We start from the raw sequence: 12,233 nt of genomic DNA, 5'->3' as shown, positions 1-12,233 counted from the left end.
GGGATGGTCCTCCCCCAACCAGAACTCGGAAATTTGCCCGAATTGTCGACTTGTTGTCCATCCCTTGGACAGGGGGGACGGACGGGCCGGTGTCCAGGCCGCCGGCTCAGATCCCGCGCAACCGCTCGGCGAACTCCGCCGCCGCGGCACCGGGGTCGTCGGCCTCCGTGATCGCCCGGACGACCACGACACGTCGGGCACCCGCCTCCAGCACCTCGTCGAGATTGCCGAGGTCGATACCGCCGATCGCGAACCAGGGGCGCCCGGTGCCCAGCGCCGCCGTGTGACGGACCAGGCCGAGGCCGGGGGCCGGACGGCCCGGCTTGGTGGGGGTCGGCCAGCAGGGGCCCGTGCAGAAGTAGTCGACGCCGTCCTGTACGGCCGCGGCGTCCGCCTCCGCCTCGCTGTGCGTGGAGCGGCCGATCAGGACGCCGTCACCGAGGACGGCGCGGGCCGCGGGGACCGGCAGATCGCCCTGGCCGAGGTGGAGGACGTGGGAGCCGGCGGCGTGGGCGACGTCCGCCCGGTCGTTGACCGCGAGCAGCCTGCCGTGGCGGGCGCAGGCGTCGGCGAGGACCGCCAGGTGCTCGAGCTCCTCGGCCGCCTCGATGCCCTTGTCGCGCAGCTGCACGATGTCGACGCCGCCCGCCAGGACGGCGTCCAGGAACTCCGGGAGGTCGCCCTGGCGCTTCCGGGCGTCCGTGCAGAGGTAGAGACGGGCGTCGGCGAGCTGGGAGCGGGCGGTGTCGGGCATGCGTGGGCCCCCCGGGGCGGTCGGTGGCGCCTCGGGCCTCTCCCGGGGCGGGCGGTGTGCGGCCGTGGCGGACCACGGCCGCACACCTGGCGGTCGTTCGGATCTACGGGGTTCTGTGGAGCGGCTCTCCGGCGGATCTCCGGCTCAGACGGCGAGCGCCTGGGCGCGGCGCTTCACCTCCGTGCCGCGGTTCTCACTCAGCGCCTGCGCCGGCGTCCCGGGCAGGGAGGGGTCGGCGGTGAACAGCCACTCCAGCATCTCTTCGTCCGAGAAGCCGTCGTCCCGCAGCAGGGTCAGGGTCCCGGACAGGCCCTTGACCACCTTGTCCTCGTCGATGAAGGCGGCGGGGACGTGCAGCGCCTTGTTCTCACCACGGCGTACGGCGATGAGCTGGCCGTCCTTGACCAGCTGCCTCACACGCGTCACGTCGACATCGAGCATCTCTGCGATGTCGGGCAGGGTGAGCCAGGCGGGGACGAGAGCATCGATCTTTGCGTCAATCTCGGTCACCCCTCAAGACTGCCATCCCGGACCGACAGTCGGTAGCCGAGCCTCCTCGTGGCGGGGTGAGCCGCCCGCTGGACACGGGGTTCACGCCGTCGCCGCCTTGAGCGGTCTCGCCGGGTCCATGAGCAGCTCCGGGTTCATCGGCGCGCCCGACTCGATCAGCCGGCGGCCCTGCGCGAGGTCGCGGGGGCGGCCCACCGCCAGCAGCGCGACCAGACGGTCCTCCCGCAGCCAGCAGACCGTCCAGGCCGGACCGGCGGGGTCGCCGCGCCACAGGGTGGTGTCGGCGCCGGCGTGGTGGCCGGCGTACTGGACGAAGCGGCCGAACTGCTCCGACCAGAAGTACGGGACCGGGTCGTAGACCGCGGGAGTTTCGCCGGTGGCCGCGCCGAGGATGTTCGCGGCGACCGTGCGCGGGCCCTGGAGGGCGTTGTCCCAGTGGTGGACGAGGAGCCGCTCGCCGTACCGCCCGGAGGGGAAGGACGCGCAGTCGCCGACCGCGTACACGTCGGGCACGGAGGTACGCAGGCTCGTGTCGGCCACCACGTCGCCGTGCGGGCCCAGCTCGATGCCCGAGCCGGTCAGCCAGGCCGTGGCGGGTCGGGCGCCGATGCCGACCACGACGGCGTCGGCGGGCAGCCGGGACCCGTCGTCGAGGAGGACCGCGCCGGGCTCGACGCGTTCCACGCGCGCGTGGGTGCGCAGTCCGGTGCCGCTGTCGGCGTACCAGGCGGTCATCGGGGCGGCCACCTCGGCGGGCAGGGCGCCGGCCAGCGGCCGGTCCGCGGCCTCGACGACGGTGACCGCGCAGCCGGCCTCGCGGGCGGCGGTGGCGAACTCGGCGCCGATCCAGCCGGCGCCGACGACCACGATGTCGTGGCGGTCGGCGAGCACCGGCCGCAGCCGTTCGGCGTCGTCCAGGGTGCGCAGCAGGTGAACGCCGGGGACGCCCTCGGTGCCGGGCAGCCGGATCGGTTCGGCGCCGGTGGCGAGCACGAGGACGTCGTACGGCACGGGGCCGGACCCGGTGTCGAGTTCGTGGTCGGCGGGGCGTACGCCGAGGGCCTCGCTGCCGAGCCTGAGTTCGACACCGAGGCTCTCGAAGTCGACATCGAAGGCGGAGTGCTCGGCCGTGCCGAGCAGGACGGCCTTGGACAGCGGGGGCCGGTCGTAGGGCTGGTGGGGTTCGGCGCCGATGAGGAGCACCGTGCCGTCGAAGCCCTGTTCGCGCAGGGCGACGGCGGTCTGCACCCCGGCCATTCCCGCGCCCACCACGACCACCCGCCGGTCCGCCGGCCTGTCTTCTTCCGTTGTCTGCTCGCTCACCTGATCACCTTAGACAGCTGACGAATCGTCAGTCACCGGCCTGCTCCGTGACCTGCTCCACAACGCTGGTCCCGCTGCCGGCCCGCGACTCCCACTCCCAGGTCTCCTCGAGGCGCAGCCGCCCGTCGGCGAGCTCGACGACCGCCGACACGCAGTGCCCGGACGACGTCGTCCCGTCGCGTCCGAGCTGGACGTACCGGAAGTCGAGCCGGTCCCCCTCCCGGATACCCACCAGGTGCCCGCGTACGACGTCGCCGCCCGCGTAGTCGGCCCAGACCACGCCGTCGCGTTCGTGGTACGTGAAGCGGGTGCGGGTGCCGACCTGACCGGGGGCCTGGTCGGCCACCGGGGCCAGGACCAGACCGTCGAGCGAACGGGCCACGAGCGGAGGCTCCCTTACTGAGACGGACGACGGGGGGCTAGGGTGGCCAACGTAGAGCACTCGCGGGAGCCCGGACGCACCGGGCTGAGAGGGAGGCTGGCGGCCTCCGACCGTACGAACCTGATCCGGGTCATGCCGGCGAAGGGAGGGGCTGGACGCCCATGTCCTCACGCACGTCAGAGGTCCTCGTCCTCGGGGGCGGCATCATCGGGCTGGTCACCGCGTGGCGAGCCGCGCAGCGCGGGTTCGCCACGGCGGTGGTGGACCCCGAGCCGGGCGGCGGCGCCGCGCAGGTGGCGGCCGGGATGCTCGCCGCCGTCACGGAACTGCACTACGGCGAGCAGACGCTGCTCGGCCTGAACCTGGAATCGGCCCGCCGGTACCCGGACTTCGTGGCCGAGCTGACCGAACTCACCGGCCACGACCTCGGCTACCGCCGCTGCGGCACGCTCGCGGTCGCGCTGGACGCCGACGACCGCGCCCATCTACGCGAACTGCACGTTCTGCAACGGCAGTCGGGCCTCGCGTCGGAGTGGCTTTCCGGGCGGGAGTGCCGACGGCTGGAACCCATGCTCGCCCCCGGGGTGCGGGGCGGACTGCGGGTGGACGGGGACCACCAGGTCGATCCGCGGCGGCTGGCGGCGGCGTTGGTGGCCGCGTGCGAACGGGCGGGCGTGACCTTCCACCGCGACTGGGCGGAGCGGCTGACCGTGTCGGCCGGGCGCGCCACGGGGGTCCGCACGCGCGCGGGTACGACGCTCGTCGCGGCGCAGGTGGTGCTCGCGGCGGGCAGTCTGAGCGGGCGTCTCGCGGGCGTCCCGGCGGAGGCGCTGCCGCCGGTGCGGCCGGTGAAGGGGCAGGTGCTGCGGCTGACCGTGCCGCGGCGGTACGCGCCGTTCCTGTCCCGGACGGTACGGGCCGTGGTGCGCGGCAGTCAGGTCTACCTGGTGCCGCGCGAGAACGGCGAGCTGGTCGTCGGGGCCACGAGCGAGGAGATGGGCTGGGACACCACGGTGACGGCCGGGGGCGTGTACGAGCTGCTGCGGGACGCCCACGAACTGGTCCCCGGTATCACCGAGCTGCCGCTCACCGAGACGCGCGCGGGGCTGCGTCCCGGATCACCGGACAACGCGCCGCTGCTCGGGCCGACCGGGCTGGAGGGACTGCTGCTGGCGACCGGGCACTACCGCAACGGCGTGCTGCTGACACCGGTCACCGGGGACGCGATGGCGCATGCGCTGGCCACCGGTGAACTCCCCGACGAGGCCCGTCCCTTCACGCCCAGGCGCTTCCACGCCGCCGCACTCTCGGAGCAGCCCGCATGAAGATCTCGGTGAACGGCGAGCGGCGCGAGGTCGCTCCCGGCACGGCCCTCGACAGCGTCGTACGGTCCCTGACGCCGGCGCCCTCCGGGGTGGCCGCCGCCCTCAACGAGACCGTCGTCCCCCGCGCGCGGTGGTCCGCCACCGCCCTCTCCGACGGAGACCGCGTGGAAGTCCTCAGCGCCGTCCAGGGAGGCTGAGCCATGGCCGACGACCCCTTCGTCCTCGGCGGGACGACGTACTCGTCCCGCCTGATCATGGGAACGGGCGGTGCGCCCAGCCTGGAGACGCTGGAGCGGGCACTGGCGGCGTCCGGGACCGAGCTGACGACGGTCGCGATGCGGCGGGTCGACCCCTCGGTGCACGGGTCCGTGCTGTCGGTACTGGAACGGCTCGGCGTGCGGGTGCTGCCCAACACGGCGGGGTGCTTCACGGCCGGGGAGGCGGTGCTGACCGCGCGGCTGGCGCGGGAGGCGCTGGGGACCGATCTGGTCAAACTGGAGGTCATCGCCGACGAGCGGACGCTGCTGCCCGATCCGATCGAACTGCTGGACGCGGCGGAGACGCTGGTCGACGACGGCTTCACGGTGCTGCCGTACACGAACGACGATCCGGTGCTGGCGCGGAAGCTGGAGGACGTCGGGTGTGCGGCGGTGATGCCGCTGGGGTCGCCGATCGGATCCGGGCTGGGGATCCGCAACCCCCACAACTTCCAGCTGATCGTCGAGCACGCGCGGGTACCGGTGATCCTGGACGCTGGGGCCGGTACGGCGTCGGACGTGGCGCTGGCGATGGAGCTGGGGTGTGCGGGGGTGATGCTGGCGTCGGCCGTGACGCGGGCGCAGGAGCCGGTGCTGATGGCCCGGGCGATGCGGGGGGCCGTGGAGGCGGGGAGGCTGGCCCGCCTCGCGGGCCGCATCCCCCGGCGGCACTTCGCGCAGGCGTCGTCCCCGACGGACGGCCGCGCCGCCCTGGACCCGGAACGTCCGGCGTTCTGACCACGTCTCCCACGCGCGCACCACCGGCGACGGGTACGGCGCTCCCCCGACGTCCTCCGCGTCGTGACCCGGCGCCGCGGTCCCGCGCCGCCGCCCCACCCGCGCACCGCCGGTGGCGGTCGGCCCGGCGGTGTCCCTCGCCCGTGGGGGCCAGCGTCACCGGCCGTCCGCGCCGAGCGTCACGGGTGGTGCGAGGGTGGGAGACCCCTGTGGGGCGGGGCACCGGCGCCCGCTCGTGTCGCTCGTCACAGGTCCGCTTCAGTCCCGCTGCGATACCGGTGTGAGCGGTGAGGGGTGGCGGTGCGGACTCGTAGACTCGCCTGCGTGGACACGACCCTTCAGGACCCTCTGGTCGGGCAGCTGCTCGACGGGCGCTATCGCGTGGACGCGCGGATCGCGGTCGGCGGGATGGCCACGGTCTACCGGGCCGTGGACACCCGCCTCGACCGGGTCCTCGCGCTCAAGGTGATGCATCCGGCCCTCGCGGCCGACGGCTCCTTCGTCGAGCGGTTCATCCGCGAGGCCAAGTCCGTCGCCCGACTGGCGCACCCGAACGTCGTCCAGGTGTTCGACCAGGGGGCCGACGGGTCGTACGTCTATCTCGCCATGGAGTACGTCGCCGGCTGCACCCTGCGTGACGTGCTGCGCGAGCGCGGCGCGCTCCAGCCGCGGGCCGCGCTGGACATCCTGGAGCCGGTGCTGGCCGCGCTCGGCGCCGCGCACCGGGCCGGTTTCGTGCACCGGGACATGAAGCCGGAGAACGTGCTGATAGGGGACGACGGCCGGGTCAAGGTCGCCGACTTCGGCCTCGTCCGGTCCGTGGACACCGTGACCAGCACCACCGGAGCCGTCCTCGGCACCGTCGCCTACCTGGCGCCCGAGCAGATGGAGCAGGGCACCACCGACGCGCGCGTGGACGTGTACGCGTGCGGGGTCGTGCTCTACGAGATGCTCACCGGCGACAAGCCGCACGACGGCGACACCCCGGCCGTGGTGCTGTACAAGCATCTCCACGAGGACGTGCCCCCGCCCTCCGCCGCCGTCCCCGGCATGCCGGTCGCTCTGGACCAACTGGTGGCCTCGGCCACCGCCCGCACCCCGGACGTCCGTCCCGCGGACGCCGTGGCGCTGCTCGCCCAGGTCCGCGAGGCACGCGGCGCGCTCGACGAGGCGCAGCTGGACGCGCTGCCGCCGCAGGCCCTGTCCGCGGACCGCGACATCGCCGAGGACCGCACCAGCGTGATCCCGCGCTCGCTCACGGTCCCGCGCCCCCTGCCGGTGAACGAGGACGCCGACGGCCGCGACGGCGACCCGATGAACCGGACGTCCCGGTTCGCGGCCGAGCCCCCGCCGCCGCCCCGGCGCCGCTCGGTGCGGCCCCGCCGCGGGCTCGTCGCGATCGTCGCCGCCGTCCTGCTGGTGTTCGGCGTCGGCGCGGGCGTCTGGTACATCAACTCGGGCCAGTTCACGAGGGTCCCGGCGGTTCTCACGCAGACCGAGGCGCAGGCCAGACAGCGGCTGGAGGCCGCCGGGCTGGACGTCGGCAAGGTGAAGCACGCCTACAGCGACACGGTGAGGCGCGGCACGGTCATCAGCACCGACCCGGAGCCGGGCGCCCGTATCCGCGACCACGACTCGGTGACCCTCACCGTCTCCGACGGCCCGGAGACCGTGAAGGTGCCGGATGTGAAGGGTTCGCGGCTGGACAAGGCCAAGGAGCTGCTGAAGACGGACGGACTGGAGCCCGGCCGGGTCACCGAGGCGTTCAGCGAGGACGTCGTCAAGGGCTTCGTGGTCAGCAGCAGCCCGCAGGCCGGCACGGAGCGGCGGGCCGGCTCCGCGGTCTCGCTCGTCGTCAGCAAGGGCGGCCCGATCGACGTCCCGGACGTCACCGGCAAGGATCTCGACGACGCACGGGCCGAGCTGGAGGAGGCCGGCCTGGTGGTCGAGGTCTCCGCCGGGGGGGTCAGTTCCGAGTTCGACAAGGGCCGGGTCGCCGCCCAGTCGCCGGGCGCGGACAAGCAGGCCGCCGACGGCGACACGGTGACGCTGACGCTGTCCAAGGGCCCGGAGATGGTCGAGGTCCCGGACGTGGTGGGCGCGAGCGTCGACGACGCCGAGGCCGAGCTGGAGGAGGCGGGCTTCGAGGTCGACGAGGACCGCGGCCTGCTGGGTCTCTTCGGCGACACGGTGAAGAGCCAGTCCGTGGACGGCGGCGACAAGGCCCCCAAGGGATCGACGATCACCATCACCATCCGGTGACGGTGCACGGCGACCACGACGGCCGTCATCGGTGGCGGTGCCGTCCGGTGACCGGGCGGTAGGGGGAGCATGACACCCTGAACGGGTGAGTTCTCCGTCCTCCCCCCTCTCCCGCAACCCTGTCGGCGGTCATGTCCCCGTGGCCGGCGGCCTGCACTCCGTGGGCCTGTCCTACGCCCGTGACCTCACGGCGGAGGCGGTCCAGGTCTTCGTCGCCAACCCGCGCGGCTGGGCCACACCGGCGGGCAACCCGGCGCAGGACGCGGCGTTCCGGGAGGCCTGCGCGGCCGAGTCGATCCCGGCGTACGTGCACGCGCCGTACCTGATCAACTTCGGCTCGCACACCGAGGCGACGGCGCAGAAGTCGGTGGAGTCGCTGCGGCACTCGCTGCGCCGGGGACGGGAGATCGGCGCGCTGGGCGTGGTCGTGCACACGGGGAGCGCGACGGGCGGGCGGGCGCGGTCCGTGGCGCTGAAGCAGGTCAGGGAGTATCTGCTGCCGCTGCTGGACGAGCTGACCCATGACGACGACCCGTTCCTGCTGCTGGAGTCCACGGCCGGTCAGGGCGCCTCGCTCTGCTCGCGGACCTGGGACTTCGGGCCGTACTTCGAGGCGCTGGACGCCCATCCGAGGCTCGGTGTCTGTCTGGACACCTGCCACATCTTCGCGGCCGGGCACGACCTGACCGGCCCGGCGGGTATGCATCAGACCCTCGACCTGCTGGTGGACACCGTCGGTCAGGGCAGGCTGAAGCTGATCCACGCCAATGACTCCAAGGACGTGGCGGGCGCCCACAAGGACCGGCACGAGAACATCGGCGCGGGTCACATAGGCGAGGATCCGTTCCGCGCGCTGATGACGCACCCGGCGACCGCGGGCGTGCCGCTGATCATCGAGACGCCCGGCGGGAAGGAGGGGCACGCGGCGGACGTGGAGCGGCTGAAGAAGCTCCGGGACGGCTGACCCGTCCGGGGCTCCCGACCCGCGCGGAATACCCCCATGGGGTATACGGTTGTTCCAGTCCGACACAGCAACCGTCATCCGACGTTGGGGGCACCGATGCAGCATGACGCGCACGGCACACACGCTCACCACCACGGGACGTCGGCCCGGCCCGCCGGCACCTGGGCCCTGGCCGTCCAGGCCACCCTGCACTGCCTCACCGGCTGCGCCATCGGCGAGGTCCTCGGCATGGTCGTCGGCACCGCGCTCGGCTGGGGCGACGCGGCGACCCTGATCCTGGCGATCGTTCTCGCCTTCTTCTTCGGTTACGCGCTCACCCTGCGCGGCGTGCGGAAGGCCGGCGTCGGCCTCCGAGCGGCCGTCCGGGTGGCGCTGGCCGCGGACACCCTGTCGATCGCCGTGATGGAACTGGTCGACAACGGCGTGCTCGTGCTGTGGCCGGGCGCGATGGAAGCGGGGCTCGGCGACGCGCTGTTCTGGGTGGCGCTGGCGATCGCCCTCGCCGTCGCCTTCGTGATCACCACGCCGGTCAACAAGTGGATGATCGGCCGAGGCAAGGGCCACGCGGTGGTGCACCGGTACCACCACTGACCGGCGAGACGCCAGGAGTCACAGCTCGGGGCCGTCCCCGGGCTCCTCCTGGTACGAGTAGCGCTGCTCTTTCCACGGGTCGCCGATGTTGTGGTAGCCGCGCTCCTCCCAGAAGCCGCGGCGGTCGGCGGTCATGTATTCGACGCCGCGGACCCACTTGGGGCCTTTCCAGGCATAGAGGTGGGGCACGACCAGGCGCACCGGGAAGCCGTGCTCGGCGGTGAGCAGTTCGCCGTCCTTGTGGGTGGCGAAGAGGGTGTGCTCGGCGGCGAAGTCCGACAGCCGCAGGTTGGAGCTGAAGCCGTACTCCGCCCACACCATCACATGGGTGACGTCGGCCGCGGGCGGCACGGCCTCCAGTATGGTCCGTGCCGGGATCCCGCCCCACTCGGCGCCGAGCATGCTGAACTTCGTCACGCAGTGCAGATCGGCCAGCACGGTGGCGTACGGGAGGGCCGTGAACTGCTCGTGGTTCCAGCACCGCTTGTCACCGTCGGCGGTGGCCCCGAAGACCCTGAACTCCCAGCGTTCCGGCCGGAACTTGGGCACCGGGCCATAGTGGGTGACGGGCCAGCCCCGCTGAAGTCGCTGCCCCGGCGGAAGCTCGGTCGCGGCTGGTTCTCCTGATTCTCGCTCCACCGGATGACCCATGTCTCCATCCTGACAGACCCCGACCGGTGCGAATGACCAGGCATGTCCAGAATCGGGCTAGTGGTAACGAACATGGACTAACTTACTAAGTACGCACTTACTGGACGATCTTCGGTGCCGGTGAAATCATGCGGCGGCACTCCCCCGATCCCCCGCACGGAAGGAGCCTCTGCGATGCAGGGCGACCCCGAGGTCCTCGAGTTCCTGAACGAGCAGCTGACCGCTGAGCTGACCGCGATCAACCAGTACTTCCTGCACGCGAAGATGCAGGAGAACTTCGGCTGGACGAAGCTCGCCGCATACACGCGACGCGAGTCGTTCGACGAGATGAAGCACGCGGAGACCCTGACCGACCGGATCCTGTTCCTGGACGGCCTGCCGAACTACCAGCGGCTGTTCCACGTGCGTGTGGGCCAGACGGTCAAGGAGATGTTCGAGGCCGACCGGCAGGTCGAGGTCGAGGCGATCGACCGCCTCAAGCGCGGGATCAAGGTGATGCGCGAGAAGGGCGACATCACGTCCGCGAACATCTTCGAGTCCATCCTCGAGGACGAGGAGCACCACATCGACTACCTCGACACCCAGCTGGACCTGGTGGAGAAGCTCGGTGAGGCGCTGTACATCGCGCAGCTGATCGAGCAGCCGGAGAGCTGAGGCCCGGCAGGCTCAGGCGGCTTCCTCGAGCGCGGTGAGAACGGGCCGGCCCTGGTCGGCCAGATCCCGGCGCGGGCAGGCGCCACGGCCGAGGATCGCCTGGATGCGGCGGACGCAGGAGCCGCAGTCCGTGCCCGCCTTGCAGGCGGAGGCGATCTGGCGGGGCGTGCAGGCACCGGCGTCCGCATGCTGCTGGACCTGCGCTTCTGTCACTCCGAAGCAACTACAGACGTACACGCGGATTCACCTCCCGCCGAGATCGCTAAGGCAAACCTAACCTTACCCGGCGCTCAGAGACCGCAAAAGACGGTGGGGCGCGGATCCCGTGTGATCCGCGCCCCACTTCCGTCCCCGGAACAGGCGGACCCCTCACGGGTCCACCACGTCACCGGTCCCCTACTGGTCCCGGTACATCTCCGCGACGAGGAACGCCAGGTCGAGCGACTGGCTGCGGTTGAGCCGCGGGTCGCAGGCGGTCTCGTAGCGCTGGTGGAGGTCGTCGACGAAGATCTCGTCGCCGCCGCCCACGCACTCGGTGACGTCGTCGCCGGTCAGTTCGACGTGGATGCCGCCCGGGTGGGTGCCGAGGCCCTTGTGGACCTCGAAGAAGCCCTTGACCTCGTCGAGCACGTCGTCGAAGCGGCGGGTCTTGTGACCGGAGGCCGCCTCGAAGGTGTTGCCGTGCATCGGGTCGGTCACCCAGGCGACGGTCGCACCCGAGGCGGTGACCTTCTCGACCAGCTCCGGCAACTTGTCGCGGACCTTGTCGGCGCCCATGCGGACGATGAAGGTCAGCCGGCCCGGCTCCCGGTCGGGGTCGAGGCGCTCGATGTACTGGAGCGCGTCCTCGGCCGTCGTCGTCGGGCCGAGCTTGATGCCGATCGGGTTGCGGATCTTCGAGGCGAACTCGATGTGCGCGTGGTCCAGCTGCCGGGTCCGCTCGCCGATCCACACCATGTGCGCGGAGACGTCGTACAGGCGGCCGGTGCGGGAGTCGACGCGGGTGAGGGCCGACTCGTAGTCGAGGAGCAGCGCCTCGTGGGAGGAGTAGAACTCGACCGTCTTGAACTCCTCCGGGTCCGTCCCGCAGGCGTGCATGAAGTTGAGCGCCTGGTCGATCTCGCGGGCGAGCTGCTCGTAACGCTGGCCGGACGGGGACGACCTCACGAAGTCCTGGTTCCAGGCGTGGACCTGGCGCAGGTCGGCGTAGCCGCCGGTGGTGAAGGCGCGCACCAGGTTCAGCGTGGAGGCGGACGCGTGGTACATCCGCTTCAGACGCTCGGGGTCCGGGACGCGGGCGGCCTCGTTGAAGTCGAAACCGTTGACCGAGTCGCCGCGGTACGTCGGCAGGGTCACGCCGTCGCGGGTCTCGGTGTTCTTGGAGCGCGGCTTGGAGTACTGGCCCGCGATCCGGCCCACCTTCACGACCGGCACGGAGGCCGCGTAGGTGAGGACGGCGCCCATCTGGAGGAGGGTCTTGAGCTTGTTGCGGATCTGGTCGGCCGACACCGCGTCGAAGGCCTCGGCGCAGTCGCCGCCCTGGAGGAGGAACGCCTCTCCCTTGGCGACGGCCGCCATCCGGGCGCGCAGCTGGTCGCACTCGCCCGCGAAGACGAGCGGCGGATACGACTCGAGGTCCGCGATCACTGCGCGCAGAGCCTCGGTGTCGGGGTACTCGGGCTGCTGCGCCGCGGGCAGGTCTCGCCAGGTGTTGCCAGCGCTGGCGCTGGTCTTAGCGTTCACGGTCACGCATCCAACATTACGGGGTCATGTCGAGTGATTTTCGTGCGGCTCGACAGGTGAGACGCCCCGGCGCTCACGT

The 12,233-nt window shown here is 72.0% G+C and carries 14 protein-coding genes and 1 riboswitch; of the genes, 7 read left to right on the top strand and 7 right to left on the bottom strand.

The genetic code is table 11. The features are described 5' to 3' along the window. Positions 1-106 precede the first annotated feature (106 nt). From thiE to ACZ5Y0_RS25775, 4 genes are all read right to left on the bottom strand, one after another. The gene (thiE, locus tag ACZ5Y0_RS25790) at positions 107-754 is read right to left on the bottom strand and encodes a thiamine phosphate synthase (RefSeq protein ID WP_469131054.1); all 648 of its coding nucleotides are present in this window, start codon (positions 752-754) and stop codon (positions 107-109) included. A gap of 144 nt (positions 755-898) precedes the next feature. After that, positions 899-1,264, bottom strand: coding sequence for an Rv2175c family DNA-binding protein (locus ACZ5Y0_RS25785; protein WP_469131053.1), 366 nt, complete (start codon positions 1,262-1,264; stop codon positions 899-901). An 81-nt stretch (positions 1,265-1,345) separates the two neighbouring features. Beyond that, positions 1,346-2,587, bottom strand: coding sequence for an NAD(P)/FAD-dependent oxidoreductase (locus ACZ5Y0_RS25780; protein WP_469131052.1), 1,242 nt, complete (start codon positions 2,585-2,587; stop codon positions 1,346-1,348). Between the two features lie 28 nt (positions 2,588-2,615). Next, a complete protein-coding gene (locus ACZ5Y0_RS25775) occupies positions 2,616-2,969 on the bottom strand; it encodes an avidin-fold protein (protein ID WP_469131051.1) in 354 nt (117 codons plus the stop codon). Between the two features lie 52 nt (positions 2,970-3,021). Continuing rightward, positions 3,022-3,133, top strand: a riboswitch (TPP riboswitch). On the opposite strand from ACZ5Y0_RS25775, the gene thiO reads away from it, so the two are divergent. The 6 genes from thiO to ACZ5Y0_RS25745 all read left to right on the top strand — a co-directional run bounded on the left by thiO (position 3,131) and on the right by ACZ5Y0_RS25745 (position 9,106). After that, positions 3,131-4,294, top strand: coding sequence for a glycine oxidase ThiO (gene thiO, locus ACZ5Y0_RS25770; RefSeq protein ID WP_469131050.1), 1,164 nt, complete (start codon positions 3,131-3,133; stop codon positions 4,292-4,294). It overlaps the preceding riboswitch by 3 nt. Continuing rightward, positions 4,291-4,491: a sulfur carrier protein ThiS gene (gene thiS / locus ACZ5Y0_RS25765; protein WP_469131049.1), complete on the top strand. Its 201-nt coding sequence runs from the start codon at positions 4,291-4,293 to the stop codon at positions 4,489-4,491. The genes thiO and thiS overlap by 4 nt, the downstream gene beginning before the upstream one ends. A gap of 3 nt (positions 4,492-4,494) precedes the next feature. Further along, a complete protein-coding gene (locus ACZ5Y0_RS25760; RefSeq protein WP_469131048.1) occupies positions 4,495-5,289 on the top strand; it encodes a thiazole synthase in 795 nt (264 codons plus the stop codon). 324 nt (positions 5,290-5,613) lie between these two features. Then, positions 5,614-7,551: a Stk1 family PASTA domain-containing Ser/Thr kinase gene (gene pknB / locus ACZ5Y0_RS25755; RefSeq protein WP_469131047.1), complete on the top strand. Its 1,938-nt coding sequence runs from the start codon at positions 5,614-5,616 to the stop codon at positions 7,549-7,551. An 85-nt stretch (positions 7,552-7,636) separates the two neighbouring features. After that, a complete protein-coding gene (locus tag ACZ5Y0_RS25750; RefSeq protein WP_469131046.1) occupies positions 7,637-8,515 on the top strand; it encodes a deoxyribonuclease IV in 879 nt (292 codons plus the stop codon). A 96-nt stretch (positions 8,516-8,611) separates the two neighbouring features. Further along, positions 8,612-9,106: a DUF4396 domain-containing protein gene (locus ACZ5Y0_RS25745; RefSeq protein WP_469131045.1), complete on the top strand. Its 495-nt coding sequence runs from the start codon at positions 8,612-8,614 to the stop codon at positions 9,104-9,106. A gap of 18 nt (positions 9,107-9,124) precedes the next feature. Here the strand turns inward: ACZ5Y0_RS25745 and ACZ5Y0_RS25740 are convergent, their stop codons facing one another. After that, positions 9,125-9,757 (bottom strand): sulfite oxidase-like oxidoreductase, encoded by a 633-nt coding sequence (locus ACZ5Y0_RS25740; protein WP_469131044.1) that lies wholly within the window; start codon positions 9,755-9,757, stop codon positions 9,125-9,127. 174 nt (positions 9,758-9,931) lie between these two features. On the opposite strand from ACZ5Y0_RS25740, the gene bfr reads away from it, so the two are divergent. Then, positions 9,932-10,411 carry a bacterioferritin gene (bfr, locus tag ACZ5Y0_RS25735; RefSeq protein ID WP_469131043.1) on the top strand — a complete coding sequence of 160 codons (480 nt, stop codon included), beginning with the start codon at positions 9,932-9,934 and terminating at the stop codon, positions 10,409-10,411. Between the two features lie 12 nt (positions 10,412-10,423). Here the strand turns inward: bfr and ACZ5Y0_RS25730 are convergent, their stop codons facing one another. Both ACZ5Y0_RS25730 and ACZ5Y0_RS25725 read right to left on the bottom strand, forming a co-directional pair. Then, positions 10,424-10,648, bottom strand: coding sequence for a (2Fe-2S)-binding protein (locus tag ACZ5Y0_RS25730; RefSeq protein WP_469131042.1), 225 nt, complete (start codon positions 10,646-10,648; stop codon positions 10,424-10,426). A 159-nt stretch (positions 10,649-10,807) separates the two neighbouring features. Continuing rightward, the gene (locus ACZ5Y0_RS25725; RefSeq protein ID WP_469131041.1) at positions 10,808-12,160 is read right to left on the bottom strand and encodes a class II 3-deoxy-7-phosphoheptulonate synthase; all 1,353 of its coding nucleotides are present in this window, start codon (positions 12,158-12,160) and stop codon (positions 10,808-10,810) included. Positions 12,161-12,233 lie beyond the last annotated feature (73 nt).

This window comes from Streptomyces sp. NPDC033216 (assembly GCF_055577115.1).
This window is presented reverse-complemented; position numbering and strand designations above follow the sequence as displayed.

Bases quoted from the DNA above. Each gene is read 5' to 3' on its own strand.
- bfr (WP_469131043.1), top strand. From the start codon at position 9,932: ATGCAGGGCGACCCCGAGGTCCTCGAGTTCCTGAACGAGCAGCTGACC.
- ACZ5Y0_RS25760 (WP_469131048.1), top strand. From the start codon at position 4,495: ATGGCCGACGACCCCTTCGTCCTCGGCGGGACGACGTACTCGTCCCGC.
- thiO (WP_469131050.1), top strand. From the start codon at position 3,131: ATGTCCTCACGCACGTCAGAGGTCCTCGTCCTCGGGGGCGGCATCATC.
- ACZ5Y0_RS25740 (WP_469131044.1), bottom strand. From the start codon at position 9,757: ATGGGTCATCCGGTGGAGCGAGAATCAGGAGAACCAGCCGCGACCGAG.
- thiE (WP_469131054.1), bottom strand. From the start codon at position 754: ATGCCCGACACCGCCCGCTCCCAGCTCGCCGACGCCCGTCTCTACCTC.
- thiS (WP_469131049.1), top strand. From the start codon at position 4,291: ATGAAGATCTCGGTGAACGGCGAGCGGCGCGAGGTCGCTCCCGGCACG.
- ACZ5Y0_RS25745 (WP_469131045.1), top strand. From the start codon at position 8,612: ATGCAGCATGACGCGCACGGCACACACGCTCACCACCACGGGACGTCG.